Genomic DNA, 26,843 nt, shown 5'->3' with positions numbered 1-26,843 from the left:
CCAATAAATGAAGTGTCTACTTGTTTTTCAAAATTATCTTATTCAGCAATCATTTCATCCAAGTATTCAGGATGTTCCATTTTCTTCTTAACCAAATCGAAGATGTTGTTATCTGTTACAACCTGCTGCCATGCAGCTTTTTCTTCATCTGTCAATTGGATTACAGTTGTGCCGCCAGCTTCGAAGCCTTCAAGAATTTCTTTTTCCAATTCCTGAGAACGTTCTCTCTGGTAAGATGTGGATTCTTCCGCCGCTTTTAAGATTGCATTCTGCTGTTTTTCGGAAAGAGAGTTGAATTTATCCAAGTTCATACAAACGATGTAAGGTGTATAAACGTGCTGTGTCAAAGATACATACTTCTGAACTTCAACGAATTTGTTTGCATCAATGATACCCAAAGGATTTTCCTGAGCATCTACTGTACCCTGCTGTAAAGCTGTGAACAATTCTGTAAATGCCATAGGTGTAGGGTTCGCACCAAATGCTGTCCATGCTGCAATATGTACTTCGTTTTCCATTGTTCTAACTTTAAAGCCTCTTACGTCAGCAGGAGTCTTTACAGCAACTTTGTTGTTTGTGAAGTTACGGAAACCATTTTCCCAGAATGCTAAGCCTTTCAAGCCCATGCTTTCCATACCATCAAGGATTTTCTGACCTACTTCGCCATCCAATTTTGCATATGCATCTTCTGGGCTTAAGAACAGGTAAGGCGCATCAAACAGATAGAAATCTGCGTACATTGTAGCCAATGGGCTAGTAGAGGAAACACCGATATCAATGTTGCCCATTGCTGTTGTTTCGATAACTACACGGTCATCGCCCAACATATTGTCAGGGAACAAGTTAACTACAACAGAACCCTCGGATTCTTCTTCTGCCACTCTCTTGAACACTTCACCAGCATCCTTACCGGAAACGGAAGTAACATTGGAGAATACCAATTCAACTACTTCTTCGCCACCTTCGGAGCTACCTGCGCTACTGCTGCTAGAGGAAGAACCTCCCCCACAACCTGTTACCATTGCCACTGTCATTACAGAAGCCAATGCCATTGCTAAACCTTTTTTCATCTTTAACATAGTTTTTTCCCTCCTTGGAATAATTAAGCCTTTTGTTTCATTAATTTATTGGAATTTTCCTAATTAACTTTGATCTTTAGTAACCTTATACCAATACAAATATTTTTGGTATTTTGTCTGGTAGAAATCTTTCATTTCCGGATTGGGTGTAATCACCTGTGAATAGTTGCTTTTGAAATCCTTTGCATCGGGAATGATTCCCAAAAGTTCCATTGCCAACGCCACAGACCCTATAAGAGAGCTATGCTCTACTTCGTCAATGGTCATTTCAATCTGGAATATATCTGCACACATCTGTGTCCAAACCTTAGAACGAATAATCCCTCCGGAAAGCATTACTTTCTTTGGCTTTCCATTCAATACTACCAATTCTTCATAACACTGATAGAGGTTAAACAAAATTCCCTCTTGGATTGCACGATAGGAATCGTAGACAGTGTGCCCTGGCTTTAAACCATAGAAACCGCCATCCCGTTCGTCATTCCATCCGGGACATCTTTCACCAAAGAGGAAGGGCAAAAACACAGGAACATCCCCGATGTTCTTACATCCTGCTTCCATTTGGCTATAGGAAGTTCCTCCTTGGAAATACTTACCTTTAAACCAGTCAATGCAGTTGCAACAACCACTGGTTGCCGCTCCGCTTAACCAAGACTTTGGTGACAAGTAGCACCATGTACTAGGTTTATCGGGTAAAACTGGGGCAGAGGTACTTAATCTTAAAGCACCACTAGTGCCAACTGAAAAGCTCATGACACCTCTTTCAACTGCACCCGCTCCAACTTGGTTCAAGCCACCGTCAGGGTTCGTGGCAATCACAGGGGTTCCCACAGGAAGCCCTAAAAGTTCTGCCCCTTGCTCATCCAGCTTTAATGTGTCTTTATATGTAATAATTTTTGGTACTTGATCCAATCGAATCCCATTTTCATTTAGAATATCTTCATCATAGGCTTTGGTATGAATATTTAATAACCCTGTACCCGAGGCAACACTATCCGTAACAACCCACTGCCCTGTCAATCGGTAGGTATTGTATGTGCCCTGACCTACAAAACGATAATCTTCCAGCTTATAACCCAACTGCTTTAAAAGCTTGATTTTAAACACAGGGTATATGGCATTTACCATACAACCGGTTTTCTGATAAAAACGATTTACATACGCTTCGTCTTTTCTTAATTCCTTACAAATGTCAGCGGCACCCGTATAGGACCACAAATAAATTGGTGTCTGTGGCTCCATATTATTATCACAGAGCATAAGGCTATGCCAAGTGCCACTTAAAGAAACCATATCAATTGTTTGACCTTCACACATTTTTCTACCTAAATATACCGTTTGCTCAAACACTTCCTTTGCCTCGTGCATTGTCACATCGGTATGGCTTGAAATGTATGGTACCGATTCCACTTGGAAATTGCCGGTATCTGTATCATATACCATAGCTTTTGCAGAGGTAGTACTGGACTCTAATGCTAAAATCTTCATTTTTCCTTACCCCCAACATTTTCTTACCATTCAGCAACGGTTCCGTCACTGTTTCTCCAGACAGGATTTTTCCAGTTATGGCCAATCTCTGCCTGCTTCTTTACAAACGCTTCGTTAATTTCTATACCCAGACCAGGCTTATTGGGAATTTTCACAACACCGTTGCCATAATCGAAGACTGTGGGATCAACCAAGTAATCCAAAAGGTCACTGCCTTGATTATAATGAATACCCAAGCTCTGTTCTTGAATGATGGCATTTGGCGTGCAGGCATCCATTTGTAGGCAAGCTGCCAACGCGATGGGGCCTAACGGACAATGGGGTGCAACAGCCATGTCATAAGCCTCTGCCATTGCTGAAATCTTTCTACATTCCAAAATGCCACCTGCGTGAGATAGATCGGGCTGAATAATATCCACAACCCCTTGTTCAAAAATCTTTTTAAAATCCCAACGAGTAAACAATCTTTCGCCTGTTGCAATGGGCGTAGAGGTGTATTTAGCAACCTCTGCCAATGCCTCATAGTCCTCACTTAAAACAGGCTCCTCGATGAACATCAAGTGGTATGGCTCTAATTCCTTGGCTAGCACCTTAGCCATACTTTTATGCACTCTACCATGAAAGTCTGTGGCAATCCCAAAATCTTTGCCACAAGTCTCCCTGATTGCTGCTACTCTTTCGATAACACCTTCTACTTTTGAAAAACTGTCAATATAATGCATTTCTTCTGTTGCATTCATCTTGACCGCTTGAAAGCCCAAGTTCTTCTGCTGTAATGCCGCTTCCCCCACATCGTCGGGTCTGTCGCCACCAATCCAGCAATAAACGTCAATATTCTTTCGGCAAGCACCGCCTAACAATTCGTAAACTGGTGCATTATAATATTTCCCTTTAATATCCCAAAGAGCTTGTTCGATTCCGGAGATAGCACTGGTGATGATTGGACCACCGCGGTAAAATGCGCCACGGTAAAGGGTCTGCCAAATGTCTTCGATTTCTAAAGGGTTTCTTCCTATTAAATAATCAGACATTTCTTTTACACAAGCAGCCACTGTAGCAGCTTTTCCTTCTATTACTGGTTCACCCCAACCATAAATCCCCTCATCCGTTTCTACTTTTAAAAAAAGCCATCTAGGAGGAACTTGGTATAGCTTTAAATCTACAATTTTCACCCTGTCATCCCCTTAGAAATCTTGACAATCCACCAATACTTTACAAGTGCCTGCCAAAGGGTCAGCAATCATATCGAATACCTTAGGGCTATCTTTTAAAGAAACAACATGGGAAACGATGCTTTCTAAGTCATCATTAATGACTGCCGCATACTCCACAGCTTGTCTAAACTCTTCTTTTGTATAAACACGAGTACCAATTAATGTTTGTTCTTTAAAGTTCAAATCTCTTAAATTAACCAAATGAGGATGCTTATGTACTGATGTCATGCAGATAGTACCACCAACACGAGTGATATCTGTCATTTGCATTGCTGCAATTTCTGCACCAGAACATTCGAATAATACGTCTGCACCTTCCCCGTCTGTTTGTGCTTTAACAACTTGTTCCAAATTTTCATTTTTTACATTTTCAGGAATCATGCCAAAGGATTTTGCTTTTTCCAGCTTCTTATCATCCACATCAGAAATGAAAACCTTGCCTGCACCCATATGTACCAACATCATGCCTGTAATCATACCAATAGGACCAGCACCGATTACTACACAGGTATCTAATGCCTGTAATTTTGCTTGATGGATGGATCTAACGATTACCGCTAAAGGTTCAATTACCGCCGCTGCCTTGTCGGAAACACCATCAGGAACTTTGAACATAACTTCCTCATTTACATAAGCATACTGGCAAACACCACCGTCTACATCAATACCGATTAGACCCAATGTGTTACATACATGCTGGTTGCCAGTTCTGCAAGGTAAGCAGTTCCCACAGGATAATAAAGGATATGCAACCACACGGTCACCGTTTTTAAACTTCTTGCCATCCTCTTCTACAGTACCCAAAAACTCATGTCCAAAAATCAAAGGTGCCTTTGCCCTAGGATGGGTTCCTAAATAGATGCCCATATCCGAACCGCAAATGCCACAGTACTTCATCTTTACTTTTACTGCACCTTCCTTTGGCATAGGTTCTGCAACCTCCAAAACCTGTGCACCTTTCGGGCCAGTATAAACCAAAGCTTTCATTTGTTTTCACTCCTTCATTTGGTTTCTTTCTAAGTTCTTTTGCTTTTATTTTGTCGAAAGTAAAATATTTTTATGTTCCTAAAAAATTTTTTTAGTTGTTTTAAATATTTTATTAATATCAGTATATATTTTAATTTAGGAATCGTCAATATTATTAATATACCAATAAATCTTATTTCTTTTTGTACAAATCTTCTAAAAGTAAATTAAAATTGGTTGAATTTCCAATAACCAACAGCTTTTTACCTAAAAATACCGTGAAAACATTAGGTATAAATTATATTGACAGTTAACAGATTAAATCATAAATTAAATATATAAATTAATTCAAAAAATTTTTTATTACATTTATAAAATTTATTTTTCTCCGTTTTAGTTATTCCAAAATGGATTTATTATTGTTATAATGTTAAAAAATACAATTATAATGCAATTATAATAACAAATAAAATTTTACGGAGGATTGCCATGGGAAAGCAAACAACGAAACTCACTTTAGCAGACACCATATATACAAACATTAGAGAAGACATCACCCAGCATATCATTTTACCTGGGGAAAAAATCAATGTGAAAGAACTGGCAAAGCGTTACGGCGTTAGTGAAACACCAGTGAAATTTGCTTTGAATCGCCTAATTTCCGAAAACATAATCGAAAACTTTCCTAGACAAGGCATGAAGGTGCATAGTGTTACCTCCGAAGAGGTAGATGAGATTTTTGATACCCGTTTGATGTTGGATATGTATTATATAAAGCAAATTATTTTAACTGTAAGCTTTAATGATGCTTTAAAACAAGAGTTCCGCAAAAACATCGATGAGCATTTACAATTGGTCACCGATTTAACTCCCGATTCCCCCATCGAAGATTACCTTCGTAACTACGAATTGGACTATAAGTTCCATGAGCTTTATTTAAAGTGTAGTGGTAACCACAAGATTGTAGAAATATTTCATTATATCAATCCTTTTTTATACTCAAACTTCATTTTCCGCAGACAGTCAAAAGTGAAAGATATTAGCGGAGTAAAGGAGCATGAAGCCATCCTTCAGGCAATCCTTGCGGGGGACGAGGCTGCTTTAAAGGAAGCCTTAACAATTCACATTACAAATGCAAAAACAGCTATTAGCTTAATTTTGAAGGTCGATAAAATAATTTAATATCCCATTGTAAGTTCCCTCTAGGGGTGTCTTACATAGGGAAACCCTTGTAAGCAAACGGCAATTCGCCTTTGTTATAACATACAAATAGGGTCATAGTTTTGGATTTCCTATGCATTTCCTTATTTGTAGTATTTACACACTGAGAGAGGAGCTTTAAACATGGTATCATTTGATTTAAAAGGAAAAAAAGCAATTGTAACAGGTTCAACCAGAGGTTTGGGACGCGGTATGGCAGAAGGGCTTATGGAAGCAGGTGCAGAAGTTGTTATAATGGGTACTTCTGCAAAAGCGATGGAGGTTGCCGCAGAATATACAGAAAAAGGCTATCTTTGCCACGGTGTTGCCGCAAACTTAGGCGATAGAGAAAGCTTAGTAAATGGTTTTCAAGAAGCTATGGAAAAACTAGGTGGCAGCCTGGATATTTTTGTAAATGCAGCAGGTATTCAAAAACGTCATTTCTGCGAAGACTTCCCTATGGATGACTGGGATGCGGTCATTGACGTTAACTTAAATGCTGTGTTTATGTTATGCCAGTTGGCTGGTAGGGAAATGATTCCTCAGGGTTACGGTAAAATCATTAACGTTGCTTCTATGCTCAGCTTTTTTGGTGGATTCACCGTGCCTGCCTATGCAGCTTCCAAGGGTGCAGTAGCTCAGCTTACAAAAGCCCTGTCCAACGAATGGACCTCCAAAGGTATCAATGTTAATGCCATTGCACCTGGCTACATGGCAACAGAAATGAACACTGCTTTGATCAATGATGAGGGCAGAAACAAAGAAATTTTAGGTCGTATTCCTGCTAAACGTTGGGGAAATGCAGAAGATATGAAAGGTATCACGATTTTCTTAGCATCTCAAGCTTCCGATTACTTAAGTGGTGCAGTAATTCCCGTTGATGGCGGTTACTTAAGCAAATAATCTTTTTAGATTTATCATACTATTTGTCTCCCTATCTTCATTCTTAAAAAAGGCGGTTCGATTTTGGACCGCCTTTTTGATTCCCTTATTTGAAATCCAATATGATTTTATATAAAAAAAGTGGCAACCATTGGGTATATGGTTACCACTTCTATAAACATTGTTATAAACGATAAAATTCTTTATTCTATTTTGTATCTACTTTTTTTGATCTGCAAAATACATATGCTGTACTCTTGAATGAATCACATAGGCGATAACGCAACCAATGGCCGCAGTGATTAGCTGAGTAAGGGAAAATGTAGTTTTAATAACGGCAACCATCTTTTCCGGTACCGCACCGCCAAAGAAAGGAAGCACAGCATACCAAACCAATAGCCACAGAACAACTGCCTTAAGTACTGCCCCTGCTGCCAACCATAGGGGGAGGTTCCCTTTTCTTCCTTTGCCTGCCAGCAAAACCAAAGCCAAGTTACCAACCATAACTACAATTACCATCAGGGGTATCATTTGCATTACCGGTGTGTGCCCCATTAAATAAGCAATCAATGGGGTAATAACTGCAATAAAAATACCGCTTGACATTCCTACTGATAAAGTTGCCATAACCAATAATGCATTTACCGCAGACCCAGTAAGGTAAACCGAAATACCCTTCATGCTCTGAAAAACGATGCACATTGATAAAAGTAACGCTGTTAAAACCATTTGCTTTGTTTTCATATTGCCTCCGTGAGGATAGAACCTCTTACTTTTCTTCTAAACCAAACTCTCTCTCCATATTAATTGTATCCAAATTATATCCTGCCAAACCCTCAAATGGATTTTCCGTTGTGGCCTCTTTACCATATCGGTTCAAAAGCTCAATTCCCTTTTGATCATGGGATAAAGAAGCGGCCCCACCAGTACATCCATTTTTGCAAGCCATACCTTCCAAAAGATTTGCATTTAGCTTGCCAAAAGAGGCCAATTTCATATTTTTAATGCACTCGTCGATACCATTACAGCGAATAGGCTTAATTTCTTTTTCTATTCCTTCCAGCTCAGAAACTTTTACAACGCTCTCTGCAACACCACCAGTTCTACCGAAAATTCGGCCAAAGTAGGAAGGTGCACCTGCACTTCTTTCTTCAAACTCCTCCAACACAAGGCCTTTTGCATCAAATGTTGCCTTAAGCTCCTCAAAAGTTAAAACATAATCAACAATTCCCACCAAATCATCCTGTTTGATTTCAACCTTTTTGGCTATACAAGGCCCGATAAATACAATTCTTGCTTTTTTATCCTTCTCTCGAATTGCTCTTGCAAGGGCAATCATAGGGGATACCGTTGTTGAAACGTGATCCATATATTCAGGGTAGTTTCTGCGGATATATTCCACAAAAGCAGGGCAACAAGATGTTGTCTTCCAACCCTTTTCATCTATGGTTTCTTCAAATTCCTTGGCCTCTGCAATGGCAACCATGTCGCCACCTATGGCAGCCTCTATAACATCATGGAACCCTAGTTCTTTGATGGCTGCAAAAACCTGCCCCATTTTTACCTCTGGGAACTGACTTGCAATCGCAGGAGCTACAATGGCATACACATGGTAGCTGGTATTGTTCCATGAATTTTTGATAAGATTTAAGATATTCAGCACAAAGGATTTATCCACAATTGCACCAAATGGGCACTGATACACACAAGCACCACAGGAAATACATTTATCATGATCAATATAAGCTTTCTTTTCTTCATTTATTTTTACTGCACCAACGGAGCAAGAACGAATGCATGGTCTTTTTACTTCACTGATTGCGTTAAAAGGACACACCTGCTTACAGCGTCCACATTCGATGCAAAGTGCCTGATTGATGTAAGATCTATGATTCACAATGGTGATGGCATTTCTGGGACAAACCTCTTGACACTTATGCCCCAAGCAGCCACGGCAAGCTTCCGTTACCACAAACCGGTCAATAGGACATTCGTCACAGGCAGAATCTAAAACATTGATGACACGATTGTCTTTAGATGGTTCTAAAACTAGGCGAACCCGTTCTTCAATGATGTGTCTTTCTTTATAAATACAGCAACGAAACATAGCTTTCGGGCCAGGAATAATTGCCTCAGCAATTTCTCTATAGGAATCGATGGATTTGTCCAAAGATCCACAAAAAAAGCGGCTTGCGACTTCTTTGTTTACTAAATATTTTATATATTGTACGTTGCTTTCAAATTCTTTCATTTTCCTGCTCCCCCTTTAAGAGTGTCATACGTCAAAAATCAAAAAATATCGTTGTTTCCTCTATCGAAAAAACCACATTTTTGGGGAAAATAAAACCTCATCAAATTTTTGACCATACCCCTCAATACGGAACAACTCAAAGGTTTCGGGTTTCCCTTATTTATATCGCGGAAAAAGTAACGCAGCACTTGAATACAGTATACGACGTTACTTTTTTTTAAAATTTTGGCTTCAAAATTTTTTTTCCTATTATAATAATTCCCTACTTATGGGCTAATTCTAACACAGATTTGTTTCGCATGCAAGTTATTTGTTATTGGTAAATCGTATAATAATGAACAAAAATTCATCCTTTTTTTAATGCTTTATGCTACCTAAAATATAGGTGTTCTAGCATTAATGGCCAATTTTTTTACAAGAATATAACTTATTATATGGCCTTTTTTTTGCACTGGTATTTTCTTCTGTATTATAAAAAAACAGCACAAAAAATACCTTTTGCTTATGCAAGCAAAAGGTATTTTACGATACTTTTTTTCATTTAGGCAACAAAAGTGTTATTTTTGTTCCCTTATTCAATTCACTAGTCAGGATGACTTTGGCATTATGCAGCATTGCTCCATGCTTTACAATGGAAAGTCCCAAGCCAGTTCCTTCTGTTTCCTTTGAGCGGCTTTGGTTTACACGATAGAAGCGCTCAAACACCCGGGACTGATCGGCCTTGGCAATGCCTATCCCCGTATCAGACACGGAAATGACAATTTCCTCCTCCTTGTTTTCCAATGAAATGTGAACCTTACCATTTTCATAGTTATAACGAATTGCATTATCGCAGAGATTGTAAACCATCTCCTGTAATACCTGGCTTACCCCCATAAAATATGCAGGCTCTACACGCACCGTCATAGAAATTCCTTTAGCTTGGGCAATTGGCTCCAAACGTTTTACCACATCTTCAATCAATCGCTGCAAATCCACCGTCTCTCTATCCATACCCGTTTGTTTTTCATCCAGCTTAGATAATTTAATGATATCTTGCACCATTTGAATCAGCCGCTGTGCCTCATCATATATTTTTCCTGCAAACCTTGGTACGTCATCTGCACCAACCATACCATTTTTCATGATTTCCGCAAAACCCGAAATTGATGTTAACGGCGTTTTTAATTCATGAGACACATTTGCGGTAAATTCCCTTCTTAGTTTTTCCCGTTCCTCCCGCTCCGTTACATCAAACAAAACCAAAATTGCCCCAGCCAAAGTATCATCCTGATGAACCGGGTTAGCAAAAAGCTGAAAAAATTTACCTCCAACCTGGATATTTTCTTCCCGATGGGTGCCTGCCAAAGCAGACTCCACACAACGTCGAAATCCTTCGCTACGGTTCAAGCGAAACACATTGGCTTGGTCTTTAGGCGCTTCAATCCCCATAAGCTGAAGGGCCCCTAAATTATAAGAAAGCACATCGCCCTGAGTATCCAAAACTAAAATACCTTCTTGCATATTTGAAGTAATCGTATCAAATTCCAGCTTTTGACGTTTCAACTCCCGCATCTGCTGATAAAGCTGCTTATTTTGAACGGCAATTCGACGCAAAAGGGGCGTTAATTCATCATAAACAACAGCCATTTCTGGGTGTTCTAAGTCAATACTATTAATTGGTTTTGTTATGTTTTTTGCAGTTTGGAAAGCAAGAAAAACAGAGAGAAGAATTGCAGCAACTAAAATAATTGCCAAAGGTTGTGTAAGTGTAAAAAACAGGGTAAGAGGACTATTGGTTATGGTGGAAATGCGTAGGATGGTTCCATTTTCCAACCGTAACGCGTAATTAACCGTTTTTTCCGAAAGGGTAGTCGAATATCTTTCACTAAAGCCTTCTCCATTTTGAAACGCAGCAATAACTTCCTCTCGTTTCTTGTGGTTATCCATCTTAGCGGGATCTGCCTTTGAATCAAAAAGCACAACCCCATCTTTGTCAATCCAAGTGATGCGATCTCCTGGGTGATCCATTTGAACAAGGTAATCTAAACCATTTGTTTGAATTCCAGTTCCCACATAAATGGCCTGACTACGCAATTCATCTCGCTGCTCTGCAGAGAAATAATCGTACATCATCCCAAGGACCAACCCTACAACAGCAAGAATCATAACCATAGCCAATCCAAAAACAGCTCGGAAAATTCGCTTTGTCACTGATTTCCTCCTATCTTATATCCAATACCTCGCACAGTTTCGATATATTGTCCACAGGAACCCAGTTTTTGGCGAAGTGTTCGGATATGCACATCAATGGTACGATTTTCTCCATCAAAGCCATAACCCCAAATACTATTGAGTAATTGATCTCTGGTCATAACCCTCCCTCTGTTCTCCAAAAGCAAGTTTAGAAGTTCAAATTCCTTCAGAGTCAGTATTACTTCATTACCGCCAACGGTTACTTCGTGGCGAGATTGGCTGACACATAACTCCCCAAGCACATGCTCGGCCACCTCTGGCTCCCCTTCCGTTCGGCGTAGAAGGGCTTTCACCCTGGCAAGCAACTCCATCATACCAAATGGCTTTGCTACATAATCATCGGCACCGCTGTCTAACCCCATAACCTTATCATATTCACTACCCCGCGCTGTTAGCAATATGACAGGTACTTTTTTTGTTTTAGAGGAAGCTCTAATTTTTTTCAAAATACTAATTCCATCTTCTTCCGGCAACATAACATCTAACAATATGAGAGATGGAATTTCATTCTCCATAGCATCCCAAAAAGCAGAGGGCTTCTCAAATCCTTCTGCCAATAAACCTGCACTATGTAATGTATACGCAACTAACTCTCGAATGCTGTTGTCATCCTCAACCAAATATATCAAAGCATAACATCCTTTCAAATCAAAGATTGTTCGTTTATCATTAGCTTGAAGCGCAAGCCCAGTTTCTCCGCCGCCTTTCGACATAAAATCATACGCCCTAAGAAGATTTCAAAATAATCCATAACAGAGCCATAGTGGGTATCAACCGTCAATTTCAGCTTGATGATACTATGCTCCTCATTGATTTTCAAAACTGCTTTTTTAACAGAATAATTAACTCTATCGTGGATATCAAAAGTAGTTGTATCCTGGTTTCTCACACGACTTCTGCGAACATCGGATTTATCTGCCAGAATCAAAGCAGCGGCAATGGCATTTACGGGGATTCCCGTGCCTTCATCATGATTACCGATTGCAGTTACAACCGTAGCAATATCCTCTGGCTCCATATTCAGATTATCCAGAATGCGAAAAGCCATAACCGCTCCACTCTGAGAGTGATCCACACGGTTCACCAAATTACCAATATCGTGCAAGAATCCGGCTATCTGCCCCAATTCAACTTCATGGGGCGTATAGCCTAAAGTTTCTAAAATATATTTTACCGACTCAGCAACCTTGGTAACATGGGCAAAGGAATGCTCTGTGTATCCAAGGGCTGCCAAGGATTCGTCTGCTTTTTTGATGTAAGTACGAATCCCGTCGTTTTGTTTAATTTCTTCGTAAGTTATCATATTTCCCCACTTCCAATTCCATTTTTACGTGATATCCAGTAATGGAATACTCTACCCACTCAGCAATATTTGTGGCATGATCGCCAATTCTCTCCAAGTATTTTGCAATCATTAACAGGTCAATGCAGAGTTCCCCATACCCTTGGTCCTTGCTGATTAAATCAATCAGCTCTTGCTTAACCTCGGTAAACAGATTATCCAAAACGTCATCATAGGCCATAACACTTTTAGCTAACTCCAAATCCTTCTTCACAAAAGAATCCACGCTTTCTGTTACCATTTTTACCGCTGCGGAAGCCATATCCCGAATATGCACCTTACTCTTTGTGTCATTATCTTTAATAAATGCTGTAATCTCCGCTATATCTGCCGCCTGATCACCAATACGCTCCATATCGGAAATCATTTTCAATGCAGAAGAAATCAAACGTAAATCCCTTGCAACAGGCTGTTGCTGAAGCAAAAGACGCATACATAATGCCTCAATGTCCTTTTCTTTGCGGTCTATTTCATTATCTTTTTCAAAAACAATTAATGCGGCAACATCATCATTTTCCAAAAAAGCTTTCATGGAAGCGGTGATCGCTTCTTCGCACAAAGCGCCCATTTTTATCATTTCCACATTTAATTGATCTAACTGTGAATCAAAACGACTTCTAACCATATCAGCCAAACCTCCCTGTTATATAATCCTCTGTGCGTTTATCCTTTGGCATAGAGAATAATTCTTCTGTTTTGCCAAATTCAACAACTTCGCCCAAGAGGAAGAATGCTGTGTTATCAGAGATACGTGCCGCTTGCTGCATATTGTGCGTAACCATAACAATAGTGTACTCCTTTTTCAGTTCCAAGGCAAGGTCTTCGATACGAGAGGTGGAAATGGGATCCAAGGCACTGGTAGGCTCATCCATAAGCAAAACCTCTGGTTGAACTGCCAAAGCACGAGCAATGCAAAGTCTCTGCTGCTGACCACCACTCATGCCCATGGCATTTTTCTTTAATCTATCTTTTACCTCATCCCAAATTGCTGCATCTCGAAGGGCTTTTTCAACAATTTCATCTAATTTTACTTTGGAACGAATGCCATGGGTACGAGGCCCAAAGGCTACGTTATCATAAATACTCATGGGAAAGGGGTTTGGTTTTTGGAACACCATCCCTACCCATTTACGCAAAAGGTTAATATCCATTCCATTATAAATATCTTCCCCATCCAACAATACATCTCCTGTTATTGTGCATCCTTCAATCAAATCATTCATGCGATTTAAGGACTTTAATAATGTAGATTTGCCACATCCGGAAGGCCCAATAAATGCAGTAATTTCATTTTCAGGAATCTCTAAGTTTACATTTTTTAATGCTTTAAAATTTCCATAATATAATTCCAAATTGGAAATGGATATTTTACTCATCCCTTCACCCCAACTCTCTTTGCAATAAACGCTGAAAGCGCATTAATACCAATAACCAAAATTAATAAAATTACAGCTGTTGCATAAGCCTGCTCCGTATACAACCCTTCGTTTAGCAGCGCATACATGTGTACTGCTAAAGTTCTGCCTGACTCCATCACACCATCGGGTACTACGGGTGCTGTACCTGCAGGGTATAATAACGCAGCAGTTTCACCAACAATTCGGCCTACCGCTAAAATAACACCTGATAAGATACCAGGTACAGCAGAAGGCAATACAATTTTAAAAACCGTGCGTAGCTTCCCAGCGCCAAGCCCAAAGCTGCCCTCGCGGTACATATCAGAAACAGAAAGCAGAGCTTCTTCTGTTGTACGCATAATCAAAGGCAAAATCATAATTGCCAAAGTTAACGCACCACCTAAAATACTATATCCCCATCCAAGGTAAATATTAAACAGTAAATATCCAAATAAACCATAAACAATAGAAGGAATGCCCGCAAGCGTTTCTGTTGTAAGCCTGACCATTGGGATAAACCGATTTCCTCTTTTTGCATACTCAACTAAATAAATTGCCGAAAAAATACCGATAGGCACTGCAAAAACCAAAGAGATTAAAGTAATCGTTACTGTATTAATAACGGCTGGCATCATAGATACATTTTCGGTGTTATACTCCCAAGCAAAAAGGGCTGGGGTAATATTGGGTACTCCTTTTATAATAATATAAGCCACCAAGGAAATCAAAACGCCCACAGTGATCAGTGCTGCCAAAACAACTAAAACCAAAAGCAGGGCTGAGAATGGGTCCTTTTTATATCCCTTTATCTTTTCTCTATATGAAACATGATTCATTGCTTTCACTTGGATTCCCTCCTTTTTAAGAAGGAGAAACTAAGATTGATGATTAAAATGAATACAAACAGAACAACTGCTGTACCTAAAAGTGCCTCTCTATGCAAATCTGCCGCATAACCCATTTCCATAACAATGTTTGCTGTTAGGGTTCTAACACCACTAAATAATCCCGAAGGAATAATTGCCTGGTTACCAGCAACCATAATTACCGCCATAGTTTCACCGATGGCACGACCAATACCCAAAACAACGCCCGCAAAAATCCCCTGTTTTGCCGCAGGAATGACAGTGAAAAAAACACTTCTTTCGTGGGTAATGCCTAAGGCCAGTGCGCCTTCATAATATGTTTTTGGAACTGCACGAATAGCAGCCTCAGCTACACCAATAACAGTAGGTAAAATCATGATTCCTAATAGGATTGATGCTGTGAGTACACCTTTACCATTGCCACCAAATAAGTTTTGCATGATGGGAACAAGTACAACTAAACCAAAAAACCCGTAAACGATGGAGGGGATACCCGCCAAAAGCTCAATGGCTGGTTTGATCATTTTGTATAGCTTTTTTGGGCAAAAATGAGCCAAAAAAACGGCACATAAAATTCCCAAAGGTACACCAATGATGATGGCACCTGCAGTTACGTAAATACTGCCCACAATCATGGGAAAAATGCCGTATAAATCATTAGATGGTTTCCACTTTGTTCCTGCTAAAAAATCAAAAAAACCAATTTCCTGAATTGCTGGTATACCATTGGCAAACAGAAAAATACAGATTAATGCTACAGCGAAAATGGAGATACTGGCCGCTGCCAAGAAAACCCATTGCATTGCTTTTTCTTTCATATAAGTCCTCCTCGACCATAAAAGGAATTGAACCTTTTTGTAAACGCCTGGAAATCATTTTTGCTTTTCATATCACTTTTTTGATCTCCCTTGAAGCGTTTTTCATATTTGCAAAATGACGGTTCCTACTTGTAGGCCCGTCGTATAAGGAACAAAATCTAAAAGCTTTTATTTGATATAGAGCAACAAGGAAATAATTTTTTGTTTTTGGCTTTTCAAGCATAAAGGGAAAAAGAATAAGGAGTTTTGCTTTCCCAGGTGCTTCCATTCATAAAAAGCTTTTAGATTCAGGTTTATAACTTCTATTTTTTCGAGTTATTCTTTTGTTTTTACAAGTTTTCAACTTTCGCTCTATATCCTATTATTCGGCTATGCTCCAATCTGTAGCAACACCGGTGAAGATATCTTTTACCAGAGATGTAGTCAAACCATTTACAGCATTATCAATATTTACGATTACTGCGATACCATCCATGGCAATAACAGAAGGGGTAAGGCCTTTTTCAAGTTCGCTGTCTTTTAAAGCTCTGGAAGCCATACCGATATCACAAATACCTTCGATTGTAGATGTCATACCTGTTGTAGAATCACTCTGCTGTACTTCAATTGTAATGTTAGGGTTTGCCTGTGCATATGCTTCTTTCAATTTTTCCATAACAGGTGAAACGGAGGAAGAACCGGCAACTGTTACTTTACCTTCTGCATCGCTTGCTGCATAAGCGCCTGCATTTCCTTGGCTGATGTAACCGCTTTTTTCAACGACTGCCTGACCCTCTGCACTCATGATAAAGTTAATAAAATCCTGTGCTGCAGCCGAAACTTCATCCTTTGTTGCAATGTTAAAAGGTCTGGAAATCTTATAAGTACCACTCTTGATGTTTTCAACAGTTGCTTCTGCTCCATCGATTTCTAAAGCTTTTACTGTGTCATTCAAAGAGCCTAAGGAAATATACCCAATTGCATCTTTGTTACCTGCGATTGTCTGCATCATTACTGCTGTACTGTTTGTAATTTCTGCTGTGTCAGCTGTATGATCCACTTTATTGCCTTCTGCATCTTTTTCTTCGATACCAAACAATTCGATAAATGCACCTCTAGTACCGGAGCCATCTTCTCTGGAAACAACAGAAATTGCTGCTCTGTTTGCACCTGAGTTTGCATCTGCACTGCCATTATCTGCGCCATCAGATGAGCCGCCACAACCTACCAAAGCACTTGTCAACATTAACATAACCAAGCCTAAGCCTATTTTTTTCTTCATTATTTACCTCTCCTTTTTATACACAATTATCGGATACAAACAAAGTATATATAGACAATGTTAAAAGAAAAATCATTCCTTTGTTAAATCTATGTAAAATATGATTTTATGACAAATTTTTTTACCCTGTTTGTAACTTTTTAAAAGCATCAACACCCACGTTACATTATAATTTTCCCAGTTTTCTTCAACCTACTCTAAAAAGGTAAAAAGAAGAAAAAGACACAGTTTTGTTTTTAGTGCTAATTATGCCCCATGAGAGGTTAACCTATTAAATTCATTATGACCATCAAGCAAACGACCTTTTCTTATTGTTTCATGAATGACGATCAATATTTCATTGCGTTAACATTTTTCCATATTCTTAAAATTATAAGTTTCTCAAATAGATTCAAACAATATTATCAAGTGATATCTCAATTTTCAGCCTTCAATACCACATTAAGATTTTTTATAAGAACACCTTTTTGAAACAGCAATTTGATACCTTGGTTTTAGAAGAAAACATTGCATTTAAAATAAAATGGGTCATTCATATGTGGAAGACCTCTGAGTTATTGAATGCTTGTAGCTTTTTTCCCACCTATGGTAAATGGAGATTTCTCTGGGACTAGACTCTTTGGCGCAGTGATGGAATATGAAAGGGAATTATAATTCTGTATGGGCAGGGGGTCAGATATATATTTTTAACAAAAAAACTCCAACATCCAAATTTCCCCATTCAAACACAACTTAAGGGATTGGACTCGAGTTCTAGACAAAGGGATATCTATCCAAAAAATCGCTATAAAGGGTAGTCTAGTCACAGTTATTCCCTTAAAAACATCTTCTACTTTTTGTTCTTTGCTTTATTTAAAATAACTTTTAGCCATTCTTACTTGAGTGGAAGTGATATTGTTTTAAGTGGATTACGTTCTCACAGCTTTGCATTGTTCCTAATCCCAAAGGCATACAAAAAGGCAGGTGGATTTTTTCCATCTGCCTAAAATTGTATGTATCAGAATTTTTTTCTTGTTAAGAAATCAGGAATCTTAATTTCAGATTCAAAATCATCTAAATCAGCAAACCTTCTAGGTCTTACTTCTTCTTCCTGGCTTTCTCCTTTTTCTTCCTCTTTTGCGGCAACTGTGGGTTCAGGTTTTTTTGCCTCAGTTACTGGCATTTCACCATCAAGACCTGTTGCAATAACAGTAACGATAACTTCATCGTCCAACTCATCGTTTATGGTTGTACCGAAGATAATTTCTGCATCAGGATCAATTGCTTCTCGAATCAAGTCAGCAGCTTCCTCTGTTTCCATCAAACCAAGGTTCATATCACCACTAAAGTTAATCAAAACACTCTTTGCGCCTTCAATGGTTGTTTCCAAAAGAGGGCTCTGAATTGCCATTTTCGCTGCAATTTCAGCTTTGTTTTCACCACTTGCATGACCAATTCCCATATGGGCAACACCCTTATTTGCCATAACTGTGCGCACATCGGCAAAGTCCAAGTTGATTACACCAGGCTTAGAAATTAAGTCAGCAATACCTTGTACACCTTGACGTAAAATTTCATCAGCTTTTTTGAAAGCTTCTGTTAGGGTTGTTTTTTTGTCAATGATGCTTAATAATCTTTGGTTGGGAATAATAACCAACGTATCTACATTTTTCTTTAGCTCAAGGATACCTTTTTCAGCGTTGCTCATTCTTTTCTTGCCTTCAAAATTGAAAGGCTTTGTAACAACACCTACTGTCAAGATACCTAACTCCTTTGAGATAGATGCAATTCTAGGGGCTGCACCCGTACCTGTGCCTCCACCCATACCAGCGGTAATGAATACCATATCAGAACCACGTAAAGCCTGTGCAATTTCATCCTGTGTTTCATCAACAGATTTTTCACCGATTTCTGGGTTACCCCCTGCACCAAGACCTTTGGTTAATTTTTCACCAATTTGTATTTTTGTTGTTGATCTAGCCTTTGTCAGAGCTTGTCCATCTGTATTAATAGAAATAAACTCTACGCCATCTAAACCGTCTTCAATCATTCTGTCAACAGCGTTGTTGCCACCGCCACCAACGCCGATTACTTTTATCTGTGCCATACTGCTCATTGGGATATCAAACTCGAGCAAAAAAATCCCCTCCTAATTATCAAGAAATCCATAATAATATATGATTATACACGAAAATAACCTTTCTTGCCATAGTAAAAGGAAACAATTCAGAAAAAATTTGGTATTTTTACCGCATTATTCTTCTTTTTCCGTTACTACTATAATCTGTTTTTCCGTTTTATTCAATAAAAATCTACGAATCTGGCTAAAATTATTGAAAATACGAGAACCAAAAACTACCACTGCCGCAATGGATAAATCCATATTCAGCTGGTTTCCTAGCCAAACTAGGCCAACAGCCAGCACCCCGTTGCAAAAGAAACCTGTGGCAAAAACTTTAATATCAAACTGCTTTTGCAAAATGGCATAAATTCCCCCCAAAACGGAGTCCAAACAAGCCAAAATTGCCATAGCCACGTAACCTGAATAACCATAGGGAATTTCTATCCCGCTAGCCACACCGATCAACACGCCGAAAAAAACTCCAACGATAGGCGCAATCATCCGACTACCTCCTGTTCTAAGTCCGGTGCTTTAAAAAGCACAGTTTGGGTATATGGCGGAACCACCACATTTGCTTCTTTTCGAATAGTGATTTCAATGCCCCAGGGCGCTAAGTTATCTACAACACCACCGGGAAATTTTAATGCAGACTGTAAAATATCACCATCTCCAATTGCAGCTATTTCAAAAGGAGCGGCAACCCGTTCCCCATTGACCATAACGATAGAACCTGCACAGGTAACACTGCTTGTGGCAACAATGCGCTGCCCGTTAATGGAAACAGCCTGAGCACCTGCCACATTTAACTCATTGATTACAGATAAAATATCTTCGGCATGCACCAAGTAAGCATTGCTGTCACCACCCTTTTTAGTGCTGCTATCATTCATAATTACAATTACCCCTGGGCCTAACATTTCTGTAAGCCCGCTAAAAGCCCGCAATTGCTCTATCTCGCTTTGCAAGTTTGTAAGAGTGGCACCATAGTTTAGACCATTTTCATAATCTTTCATGATTTTTTCTTTTTCTTCCAAACGATTTTCCAGTGCTTTGTTTTCCTCCTGCACCTTTTTTAGCGTTGCAGTCAGCTCTGTAAGACGCTGGTTTTCTGTAAGGCTATTCTGCTTTTTCACTGTATTATACTGCACACCGATGATGACACCTAATAACACACAGATTAATGTTAATGCAACAAAATGCTGATTCTTGCCCATAGCCTGTCCCCTTTTTTCTTTACGGATTATGTGAGATATTGAAAGATAATAGGTTTTCTCAAATCCCTAAGGTCAAGTGTTCCTCTGTCCTCCTTGGGAATTGTTTTCACTATTTCACCCATAATACGAACCTTTTGATCAGAATCTGCCATATCGCCTAAGCGAATTTCAACTTTATTAACATATGCATAGATGTCTTTTGGATCCGTAACATCAATTTCCACCACCAAATCCAGAAGGTTATATTTTTTCATCATTTGTGACATTTGTAAAACAATCTGCAGAGCATCTGCATTCTCCACTGGTAATACTTCCCCTAAAAGAAAGCTGTCAAAGTTAAGCCCTCTTACCACTGGTAAAGCGTCATGATATACGTTCTGTGTTTCCAGAACACGGCCTTCTTCATCTATGTAAAGGTATGCGCCCATATAAGGCACATATCCTCTCACCTTACGCTCCTTTACCTCGACAACCATGGTACCAGGTAACTCAGCTTTTAATTTTGCCTGAGCAATGTAAGGATCCTGTTCTAAAATTTTTTCTGCTTTACTTTTTCCAAATAAAATTAAATTATCCCCTTGAGATAGGGATATCATTGCTGCTAACTCCGTGGTGGTAAAATGCTCTGCACCCTCCGAGCGAATTTCTTTCACCGCAAAAAGTGGAGAAAATAAAATTCCTGCAATCACGATCACCAGCAGGAGAAAACCAATAATATATTTGGAATTGATTCCTCGCCCTCTTTTGGGCCCTTCATAAAATTCTAGTTCTTCTAATAATTCCACATTATCTATGCGTTTCTTTTTTTTCTTAGGCATTTTTTTCACTCCATCAGCCGCACATTGCCGCCCAATAATGAAAAGGCGTCCTCAATTTTTTCGTATCCACGTTCAACATATTGGGAACCATAAATTACACTTTTGCCTTCTGCTGCCAACGCTGCAATCAAAAGAGCGGCGCCACCTCGCAAATCGTGACCGAAAACTTCCGCTCCATGTAGCCCTGCACAGCCTTTTATCCGCGCTACTCTATCCTCTACAACAATATCTGCCCCCATCCGACATAGTTCTTCTGCATGGCGGAAACGAGCCTCAAATACCGTTTCACTAATCATACAAGTTCCCTTTGCCAATGTCAATAGACTCATGACCAAGGGTTGCATATCTGTGGGAAATCCAGGAAAAGGCCCTGTAACCAAGGAAAAATCAGACTTAAGTTCTTTTGGTGGCTTCATCCACAAGGAATCAGAGGTAAAGTGAAAATTGCAGCCTGTTTTTTCTAAAGCAACCACAGTTGTTTCAATATCATTCTTTTCAACCCCCAATAAACTAAGTTCCCCACCTGTCATGGCAGATGCACATAGGAATGTACCTGCCTCTATTCGGTCAAAAGGTATGGAAAAATATGCCCCATGGAGCTTCTTCACACCCTCAATCATAATCGAAGGTGTTCCCTCACCATAAATCTCAGCTCCACAAGCACGTAAAAAACGAACCAATGCAACAATTTCTGGCTCTCTTGCTGCATTATGAATTACGGTTACTCCTTCCGCCTTTGTAGCCAGAAGTAAAATGTTTTCTGTTGCGCCCACACTAGGGTAGTTTAAATATATATGATATCCCAAAATGTGTGGAGCAGCGCAATAAAACAGCCCTTCTTCCTCCCGAATCTCCACTCCCATCTTTTCAAAAGAACTGAGGTGAATATCAATGGGACGTTTCCCAATAGCACACCCTCCGGGGTGACCTAAAATCGCCCTTTTTTCTCGGCCCAAAAGAGCACCTAAAAAAAGGATGGAGGAACGCATCTTTTGAACCGTTTCCTCCCGAATTTCCACATCATGAATTACCCTTGTATCGATCACTGCTGTTCTACCTGTAAGTTCCACCTTACAACCTAATGTCTTAAGGATATCTAACGTTAGATAGAAGTCTCGAATCAACGGACAGTTCTCCAACACCACTTCATCCTCTGCAAGAAGTGTTGCTGCTAAAATTGGTAAGGCAGCGTTTTTGCTTCCTCTCACTGCAAACTCTCCGCCTATGGGCTTTCCGCCCTCAACCAAGTAATACCCCATGCTGATCCCTCCAAAAAGCATCTTACCCACATTGTATAGATGGACATTTTTTTTGGTGCATATCCACCTGCAATCGTGTTTACAAAAAAACAAAAACCTTGTAAGATGTAACAAAAACCATGGAGGACAATGAAATGAATCATAACATTTTAGATATTAAGGGGATTAAAGTTGGACATGCACAAAACTTGGAGGCCAAAACCGGGGTAACTGTGGTAATTGCTGAAAATGGTGCCGTTTGTGGTGTGGATGTTCGTGGTGCTGCCCCAGGAACAAGAGAAACCGACCTTTTAAACCCTTTAAATGCCATGGAAAGAGTAAATGCCGTGGTTTTAGCTGGGGGCTCTGCCTTCGGACTAGAGTCTGCCTGTGGTGTGATGGATTATATGGAAGAAAAGGGCATGGGATTTGATGTTGGCGTAACCAAAGTTCCCATTATTCCTGCCGCTGTTCTTTATGATTTGGAAAATGGCGATGTTTTTTGCCGCCCAGACAAGGAAATGGGCAGACAGGCCTGCGAAAATGCAAATAGCGAAGGCTTGCTTGAAGGTGATGTTGGCGCCGGCTGCGGTGCAACAGTTGGAAAACTGAGAGGTACCCAGGGTTGGTGCAATAGCGGCATCGGTTCTTGGGCTGAAACCACAGAAAACGGCATCACTGTGGCAGCTTTGATTGCTGTCAACGCCTTTGGAGATGTGATAGAAAAAGGAACCATTATTGCAGGCACTAAGGATGAATACGGAAATTTTTTGGATACTGCTCAAGGCGTTATCAACCTAGGCTCAACCCTTTCCTTCAGCGGCAAAAACACCACCATCGGTGTTATTGCAACAAACGTAAAGCTGACCAAAGCCCAGGCAGCTAAAGTAGCAGGAATGGCTCACGATGGCCTTGCTCGATGCATCTGCCCCATTCACACTACCTTGGATGGAGACACCCTATTCTGCCTTTCAACGGAAGAAATCGAACTCCCTACTGCACCGGTAGACTTGGTAGGCATTATGGCGGCTAGGGTAACGGAACAGGCTGTTATCCGTGGGGTAAAGTCTGCAAAGCCCTTCTAAAACAAACTCACGGAACTTTTATTACTAACAAATGGCCTTAGGGCGCCGCCTGAACCAGACGGCACCCTAAAAAACATTCCTATCTTAGTAACACTGCAAAATCAACCAGCCCTTCAAAGCGTTTTGATTTAAAATCCTCCTTTAAAGCAGATAGCAAAACTTTATGAAGTTTAGTTGCAGCGGAAAAAACTTTGTAGGCCTTCAATATCTTCGAAAGGAAAAGGGTTCCTCCCATTTTGGAGAAACCCTTCTACTACTTCCTATTCCATTAAACAGTAACCTTGCCATTAAGACTATCTATTTTTTAGTGTTCGCCACACTCGTGGGCATGTTCATGTTCATGGCAAATAGAGCCCGTGGAAACCAAATCTCCCTTTAAATAGGCCTCTACTGCTTTTTTAGCATCGCCAGATGCACCTACGATAACTTCAATGTCTCTTTCATTAAAAATTTCAACGGCTCCACCGCCCATTCCGCCGGAAATGATTACGTTCACGCCCATATCCCCTAAAAAATTAGGCAAAAAGCCCGGCTTATGACCAGGATTTGCAATGCTTTTCACATCCCCAATCTTCCCGTTTTCTGATTCAAAAATACAAAAGTTCTCGCAATGACCAAAGTGCTGTGCTACCAATTCACCCATACATGCTACTGCAATCCTCATAATTCATTCTCCTTTTTATTCTAATAATTTGATTCAAAAAAATTTTTCTATACGCTCTTATTCTTATCTGCCAATACGGCCTGATCTGAACCTCTTTTAAATCACAAAAATAAGATTCTATAGATCCTTGAGTTAAAAAATTTTAAAAGTATTTTCAAACACTCCTAACAATCCATCTCTAGCCGGGCAATCAATTTCTGCTAAACTATGTCCTGCATTAATTGCAATAGAAGCCTGCTTGTCATAAGGGATGCGCCCCACAAATGGAATTCCCCCCTGGGAACATAAATCCTCTATTGCCTGTGTATTTTCAAGGCAAGTGTCAAATTTATTTACACATACTGCAGTTTTTGTTTGAAAAATTTGAGCTGTTTTTATGATTCTTTTCATATCACTGATGCCTGAAAGGGAGGGCTCTGCCACAATCAGCACCAAATCAACACCACTAATAGAGGCAATTACCGGGCAACCTATACCAGGGGAACCGTCAATAATAGCAAATTCATTGGACTTTCCATAATGATCCAGTTCGTTTTTTACTTCTGTCACAAGTTTGCCGGAGGTTCCACGCCCCATCTTCAACTTGGCTGTGGAAAATACCCCTTTATTTTTATAAAGCATCATTTCTCCTGCAATATCCTCTTCCATGTTTACTGCTCCCACAGGGCAGGTATACATACACACACCGCAGCCCTCGCAAGCATAAGGATTTACAGAATAAACATCTCCCTCGGGAAAAATTGCATGGAAACGGCAGTTATCAATGCAAGTACCGCAACCTATACACTTTGAAAAATCTATTCTTGCTTTTTCCGAGCCATAATAATCCTTTCTTTTTGGTTCAGCAGTTACGCCAGCAACCAGGTGCAGATTGGGTGCGTCCACATCACAATCAGCAAACGCCTTTGCCTTTGCAAAATCAATAAAAGCGGCGGCAGTTGTGGTTTTTCCAGTACCGCCCTTACCACTCAAAATCAGGAGTTTTTTCATTTTTCCACCTCCCGTTTGATTGTCTCTAAAAGCTTGCTAAACTGCTCTTTCACTTCTTCATCCTCATCAACAGCAATACCAGCTCTTGCCCCAATTTGGGCTAACTTTTCTTTAAAGGGAATGGAACAAAGAATGGGAATTTTGTTCTCTTTGCAAAAGCTGTCCAATTGGGTGTAAGTATCATCCGCCTTATTTATCACTACGCCACAAGGTTTACCCAACAGAGACACCAGTTCAAATACCATCTGGAAATTATGAAGGCCAAAGGCTGTGGCTTCCACCACAAGGATACAGTAATCCGCAGATTCCACGCTCTCCATTACAGTGCAAGCACTTCCCGGGGGGCAATCTATTACAGTTAGTTGCTTTTCACGTTGCCCCGCCTCCAATGCACTACGGATAACAGCAACACCGCTTGCCTCACCAACATTTAAAACACCCGTTATAACCTGAACCTCATGGTAAAATCCTTCCTCAATCACACCAATAGGCCGCCGCATTTCCTGTATTGCCCCATTGGGGCAGACAATGCTGCACGCACCACAGGAATGGCAAACCTCCTGAAAGACAATGGGTTTCATTTTTATAAAACCCAGGGCATTAAAGCGACAAGCATCTACGCATTTACGACATCCAACACAGTTAGCTTCTTTAATTTTGGGTAACAGTGTATATACTTCTGTTGTTTTTTTATCCCCAGGCTTAAAAAACAGCCTACCATTAGGCTCCTCCACATCACAATCAATATAGGTTGATTTTTTGGCTGTAACGGCAAGATTAACCGAAACGAAGGTTTTTCCGGTTCCTCCTTTTCCGCTTAAAACCGCTACCTTCATACTCTTCCGTGAAAGCCTGCATGAAAGTGTGTCATGACTGCAAGCTCTCCTTTCTCAAAAGCTTCAATATTCTCTTTTGCAGTTAGCTTTGTTGTTTTGTAAACCTGAATTTCTGCTGCTTTGAAAACCTCTGCTGCATTCTCCCCACAGCGCACAGTGAGCAAAGCCTGTGCATTTTGATCCAAAATTTCTTGAGCTGCCTTTATTCCCGCACCACCTTGAGCCGTTGCAGCTTTATTGACAGAAAATAAGGCTTCCTTTTTTTCCGTATCATAAATTAGAAAATACGGAGCTCTGCCAAAGGAAACACAAACCTCTGCATCCATATTCATGTCATTCATAGGGATGGCAATTTTCATAATCAAATCTCCTCTCATCTCGCTTTTATTCGTAATGGAATGAAATTGGCATATAAAGTTTTAGATTGCTTTGCAATTCAGCCTTCTATATACAAATGTCCCCCGAAAAGTCTATGCAGTCATTTCCGTCATATGCCATTTATACATAATTGTACGGCTATTAATGTCATATGTCAATAACTTATTTGAAAAATCCACCACATTGCACATTTTTTCCTCTATTGTTTCTCACTCCATTTTTATAGCGTACCTTTCCTTTTTTGTTTAGACTCTTCTGAAATTTTGGACAAAAAAAACCCTGACATAAAATATCAGGGTACTAGAAAGCTACTGGTGGGAATCGAACCCACAACCTTCTCATTACGAGTGAGATGCTCTACCATTGAGCCACAGTAGCAAATTTATTTATAAATTTTATTAAACCTAAAATGAAAAATGATGCAGAAAGCATCTTTACCATTATATCATATCATTTTTAAAAATGCAACATCTCAACTTGTTTCTATCCATAATTTATGAGACGTAATCCCTTGAAATTG

At 39.8% G+C, this 26,843-nt stretch carries 26 protein-coding genes and 1 tRNA gene; 3 read left to right on the top strand and 24 right to left on the bottom strand.

Annotation, left to right across the window (positions count from 1 at the left end; genetic code table 11):
* Positions 1-38: 38 nt before the first annotated feature.
* The 4 genes from ABVZ64_RS10780 to ABVZ64_RS10765 form a co-directional block, all read right to left on the bottom strand.
* A complete protein-coding gene (locus ABVZ64_RS10780; RefSeq protein WP_352401015.1) occupies positions 39-1,079 on the bottom strand; it encodes a DctP family TRAP transporter solute-binding subunit in 1,041 nt (346 codons plus the stop codon).
* A 63-nt stretch (positions 1,080-1,142) separates the two neighbouring features.
* Entirely contained in the window at positions 1,143-2,567 is a 1,425-nt protein-coding gene (locus ABVZ64_RS10775; RefSeq protein ID WP_352401014.1) for a gluconokinase, read from the bottom strand.
* Between the two features lie 23 nt (positions 2,568-2,590).
* Positions 2,591-3,739 (bottom strand): galactonate dehydratase, encoded by a 1,149-nt coding sequence (gene dgoD, locus ABVZ64_RS10770; RefSeq protein WP_352401013.1) that lies wholly within the window; start codon positions 3,737-3,739, stop codon positions 2,591-2,593.
* A 12-nt stretch (positions 3,740-3,751) separates the two neighbouring features.
* Complete coding sequence (locus ABVZ64_RS10765; protein WP_352401012.1) at positions 3,752-4,768, bottom strand: zinc-dependent alcohol dehydrogenase; 1,017 nt, start codon at positions 4,766-4,768, stop codon at positions 3,752-3,754.
* Between the two features lie 468 nt (positions 4,769-5,236).
* On the opposite strand from ABVZ64_RS10765, the gene ABVZ64_RS10760 reads away from it, so the two are divergent.
* Both ABVZ64_RS10760 and ABVZ64_RS10755 read left to right on the top strand, forming a co-directional pair.
* Positions 5,237-5,929 (top strand): GntR family transcriptional regulator, encoded by a 693-nt coding sequence (locus ABVZ64_RS10760; RefSeq protein ID WP_352401011.1) that lies wholly within the window; start codon positions 5,237-5,239, stop codon positions 5,927-5,929.
* 162 nt (positions 5,930-6,091) lie between these two features.
* Complete coding sequence (locus tag ABVZ64_RS10755) at positions 6,092-6,850, top strand: SDR family NAD(P)-dependent oxidoreductase (protein WP_352401010.1); 759 nt, start codon at positions 6,092-6,094, stop codon at positions 6,848-6,850.
* Positions 6,851-7,048: 198 nt separating this feature from the next.
* On the opposite strand, the gene ABVZ64_RS10750 is transcribed toward ABVZ64_RS10755, so the two are convergent.
* The 15 genes from ABVZ64_RS10750 to murA form a co-directional block, all read right to left on the bottom strand.
* Positions 7,049-7,573 (bottom strand): ECF transporter S component, encoded by a 525-nt coding sequence (locus ABVZ64_RS10750; RefSeq protein ID WP_352401009.1) that lies wholly within the window; start codon positions 7,571-7,573, stop codon positions 7,049-7,051.
* A gap of 25 nt (positions 7,574-7,598) precedes the next feature.
* Positions 7,599-9,080: a 4Fe-4S dicluster domain-containing protein gene (locus ABVZ64_RS10745; protein WP_352401008.1), complete on the bottom strand. Its 1,482-nt coding sequence runs from the start codon at positions 9,078-9,080 to the stop codon at positions 7,599-7,601.
* Between the two features lie 537 nt (positions 9,081-9,617).
* A complete protein-coding gene (locus ABVZ64_RS10740; protein WP_352401007.1) occupies positions 9,618-11,273 on the bottom strand; it encodes a sensor histidine kinase in 1,656 nt (551 codons plus the stop codon).
* The gene (locus ABVZ64_RS10735; protein WP_352401006.1) at positions 11,270-11,944 is read right to left on the bottom strand and encodes a response regulator transcription factor; all 675 of its coding nucleotides are present in this window, start codon (positions 11,942-11,944) and stop codon (positions 11,270-11,272) included. Before ABVZ64_RS10735 ends, ABVZ64_RS10740 begins: the two co-directional genes overlap by 4 nt.
* A 14-nt stretch (positions 11,945-11,958) precedes the next feature.
* Positions 11,959-12,618 (bottom strand): HD domain-containing protein, encoded by a 660-nt coding sequence (locus ABVZ64_RS10730; RefSeq protein WP_313525641.1) that lies wholly within the window; start codon positions 12,616-12,618, stop codon positions 11,959-11,961.
* Positions 12,596-13,282, bottom strand: a complete 687-nt coding sequence (gene phoU, locus ABVZ64_RS10725) for a phosphate signaling complex protein PhoU (protein ID WP_352401005.1) — start codon at positions 13,280-13,282, stop codon at positions 12,596-12,598. Before phoU ends, ABVZ64_RS10730 begins: the two co-directional genes overlap by 23 nt.
* A gap of 1 nt (position 13,283) precedes the next feature.
* Positions 13,284-14,033, bottom strand: a complete 750-nt coding sequence (pstB, locus tag ABVZ64_RS10720; protein ID WP_352401004.1) for a phosphate ABC transporter ATP-binding protein PstB — start codon at positions 14,031-14,033, stop codon at positions 13,284-13,286.
* Positions 14,030-14,890 (bottom strand): phosphate ABC transporter permease PstA, encoded by an 861-nt coding sequence (gene pstA / locus ABVZ64_RS10715; RefSeq protein ID WP_352401234.1) that lies wholly within the window; start codon positions 14,888-14,890, stop codon positions 14,030-14,032. Before pstA ends, pstB begins: the two co-directional genes overlap by 4 nt.
* A 5-nt stretch (positions 14,891-14,895) precedes the next feature.
* Positions 14,896-15,738 carry a phosphate ABC transporter permease subunit PstC gene (gene pstC / locus ABVZ64_RS10710; protein ID WP_352401003.1) on the bottom strand — a complete coding sequence of 281 codons (843 nt, stop codon included), beginning with the start codon at positions 15,736-15,738 and terminating at the stop codon, positions 14,896-14,898.
* Positions 15,739-16,099: 361 nt separating this feature from the next.
* Positions 16,100-16,999 carry a substrate-binding domain-containing protein gene (locus ABVZ64_RS10705; protein ID WP_352401002.1) on the bottom strand — a complete coding sequence of 300 codons (900 nt, stop codon included), beginning with the start codon at positions 16,997-16,999 and terminating at the stop codon, positions 16,100-16,102.
* 997 nt (positions 17,000-17,996) lie between these two features.
* Positions 17,997-19,115 carry a cell division protein FtsZ gene (gene ftsZ, locus ABVZ64_RS10700; protein ID WP_352401001.1) on the bottom strand — a complete coding sequence of 373 codons (1,119 nt, stop codon included), beginning with the start codon at positions 19,113-19,115 and terminating at the stop codon, positions 17,997-17,999.
* Between the two features lie 117 nt (positions 19,116-19,232).
* On the bottom strand, positions 19,233-19,601 hold the full coding sequence (locus ABVZ64_RS10695; RefSeq protein WP_352401000.1) for a small basic family protein: 369 nt from the start codon (positions 19,599-19,601) through the stop codon (positions 19,233-19,235).
* On the bottom strand, positions 19,598-20,314 hold the full coding sequence (locus ABVZ64_RS10690; protein WP_352400999.1) for a DUF881 domain-containing protein: 717 nt from the start codon (positions 20,312-20,314) through the stop codon (positions 19,598-19,600). The genes ABVZ64_RS10695 and ABVZ64_RS10690 overlap by 4 nt, the downstream gene beginning before the upstream one ends.
* A 26-nt stretch (positions 20,315-20,340) precedes the next feature.
* Positions 20,341-21,132, bottom strand: a complete 792-nt coding sequence (locus ABVZ64_RS10685) for a cell division protein FtsQ/DivIB (protein WP_352400998.1) — start codon at positions 21,130-21,132, stop codon at positions 20,341-20,343.
* A gap of 5 nt (positions 21,133-21,137) precedes the next feature.
* A complete protein-coding gene (gene murA, locus ABVZ64_RS10680; RefSeq protein WP_352400997.1) occupies positions 21,138-22,391 on the bottom strand; it encodes a UDP-N-acetylglucosamine 1-carboxyvinyltransferase in 1,254 nt (417 codons plus the stop codon).
* Positions 22,392-22,525: 134 nt separating this feature from the next.
* On the opposite strand from murA, the gene ABVZ64_RS10675 reads away from it, so the two are divergent.
* Entirely contained in the window at positions 22,526-23,455 is a 930-nt protein-coding gene (locus tag ABVZ64_RS10675) for a P1 family peptidase (RefSeq protein ID WP_352400996.1), read from the top strand.
* Between the two features lie 304 nt (positions 23,456-23,759).
* Here ABVZ64_RS10675 and ABVZ64_RS10670 read toward each other — a convergent pair whose 3' ends face one another.
* The 5 genes from ABVZ64_RS10670 to ABVZ64_RS10650 form a co-directional block, all read right to left on the bottom strand.
* Complete coding sequence (locus ABVZ64_RS10670) at positions 23,760-24,119, bottom strand: NifB/NifX family molybdenum-iron cluster-binding protein (protein WP_352400995.1); 360 nt, start codon at positions 24,117-24,119, stop codon at positions 23,760-23,762.
* A 132-nt stretch (positions 24,120-24,251) separates the two neighbouring features.
* Positions 24,252-25,109, bottom strand: a complete 858-nt coding sequence (locus tag ABVZ64_RS10665; RefSeq protein ID WP_352400994.1) for a nucleotide-binding protein — start codon at positions 25,107-25,109, stop codon at positions 24,252-24,254.
* Positions 25,106-25,945 carry a nucleotide-binding protein gene (locus tag ABVZ64_RS10660; protein WP_352400993.1) on the bottom strand — a complete coding sequence of 280 codons (840 nt, stop codon included), beginning with the start codon at positions 25,943-25,945 and terminating at the stop codon, positions 25,106-25,108. Before ABVZ64_RS10660 ends, ABVZ64_RS10665 begins: the two co-directional genes overlap by 4 nt.
* Positions 25,942-26,304 (bottom strand): NifB/NifX family molybdenum-iron cluster-binding protein, encoded by a 363-nt coding sequence (locus tag ABVZ64_RS10655; protein ID WP_352400992.1) that lies wholly within the window; start codon positions 26,302-26,304, stop codon positions 25,942-25,944. Before ABVZ64_RS10655 ends, ABVZ64_RS10660 begins: the two co-directional genes overlap by 4 nt.
* A 325-nt stretch (positions 26,305-26,629) precedes the next feature.
* Positions 26,630-26,701, bottom strand: a tRNA-Thr gene (locus ABVZ64_RS10650).
* Positions 26,702-26,843 lie beyond the last annotated feature (142 nt).

The sequence above is a fragment of the Anaerotignum sp. genome (assembly GCF_040307045.1).
GTDB lineage: Bacteria > Bacillota > Clostridia > Lachnospirales > Anaerotignaceae > Chakrabartyella.
Note: the sequence above shows the minus strand (reverse complement) of the source record. Positions and strands in the feature narration are given on the sequence as shown.

Bases quoted from the DNA above. Each gene is read 5' to 3' on its own strand.
- ABVZ64_RS10660 (WP_352400993.1), bottom strand. From the start codon at position 25,945: ATGAAGGTAGCGGTTTTAAGCGGAAAAGGAGGAACCGGAAAAACCTTC.
- ABVZ64_RS10695 (WP_352401000.1), bottom strand. From the start codon at position 19,601: ATGATTGCGCCTATCGTTGGAGTTTTTTTCGGCGTGTTGATCGGTGTG.
- murA (WP_352400997.1), bottom strand. From the start codon at position 22,391: ATGGGGTATTACTTGGTTGAGGGCGGAAAGCCCATAGGCGGAGAGTTT.
- ABVZ64_RS10685 (WP_352400998.1), bottom strand. From the start codon at position 21,132: ATGCCTAAGAAAAAAAAGAAACGCATAGATAATGTGGAATTATTAGAA.
- ABVZ64_RS10745 (WP_352401008.1), bottom strand. From the start codon at position 9,080: ATGAAAGAATTTGAAAGCAACGTACAATATATAAAATATTTAGTAAAC.
- ABVZ64_RS10780 (WP_352401015.1), bottom strand. From the start codon at position 1,079: ATGTTAAAGATGAAAAAAGGTTTAGCAATGGCATTGGCTTCTGTAATG.
- pstB (WP_352401004.1), bottom strand. From the start codon at position 14,033: ATGAGTAAAATATCCATTTCCAATTTGGAATTATATTATGGAAATTTT.
- ABVZ64_RS10730 (WP_313525641.1), bottom strand. From the start codon at position 12,618: ATGATAACTTACGAAGAAATTAAACAAAACGACGGGATTCGTACTTAC.
- phoU (WP_352401005.1), bottom strand. From the start codon at position 13,282: ATGGTTAGAAGTCGTTTTGATTCACAGTTAGATCAATTAAATGTGGAA.
- ABVZ64_RS10675 (WP_352400996.1), top strand. From the start codon at position 22,526: ATGAATCATAACATTTTAGATATTAAGGGGATTAAAGTTGGACATGCA.
- ABVZ64_RS10755 (WP_352401010.1), top strand. From the start codon at position 6,092: ATGGTATCATTTGATTTAAAAGGAAAAAAAGCAATTGTAACAGGTTCA.
- ABVZ64_RS10670 (WP_352400995.1), bottom strand. From the start codon at position 24,119: ATGAGGATTGCAGTAGCATGTATGGGTGAATTGGTAGCACAGCACTTT.
- ABVZ64_RS10775 (WP_352401014.1), bottom strand. From the start codon at position 2,567: ATGAAGATTTTAGCATTAGAGTCCAGTACTACCTCTGCAAAAGCTATG.
- pstA (WP_352401234.1), bottom strand. From the start codon at position 14,890: ATGAATCATGTTTCATATAGAGAAAAGATAAAGGGATATAAAAAGGAC.
- ABVZ64_RS10705 (WP_352401002.1), bottom strand. From the start codon at position 16,999: ATGAAGAAAAAAATAGGCTTAGGCTTGGTTATGTTAATGTTGACAAGT.
- ABVZ64_RS10655 (WP_352400992.1), bottom strand. From the start codon at position 26,304: ATGAAAATTGCCATCCCTATGAATGACATGAATATGGATGCAGAGGTT.
- pstC (WP_352401003.1), bottom strand. From the start codon at position 15,738: ATGAAAGAAAAAGCAATGCAATGGGTTTTCTTGGCAGCGGCCAGTATC.
- ABVZ64_RS10690 (WP_352400999.1), bottom strand. From the start codon at position 20,314: ATGGGCAAGAATCAGCATTTTGTTGCATTAACATTAATCTGTGTGTTA.
- ABVZ64_RS10765 (WP_352401012.1), bottom strand. From the start codon at position 4,768: ATGAAAGCTTTGGTTTATACTGGCCCGAAAGGTGCACAGGTTTTGGAG.
- ABVZ64_RS10665 (WP_352400994.1), bottom strand. From the start codon at position 25,109: ATGAAAAAACTCCTGATTTTGAGTGGTAAGGGCGGTACTGGAAAAACC.
- ABVZ64_RS10760 (WP_352401011.1), top strand. From the start codon at position 5,237: ATGGGAAAGCAAACAACGAAACTCACTTTAGCAGACACCATATATACA.
- ABVZ64_RS10750 (WP_352401009.1), bottom strand. From the start codon at position 7,573: ATGAAAACAAAGCAAATGGTTTTAACAGCGTTACTTTTATCAATGTGC.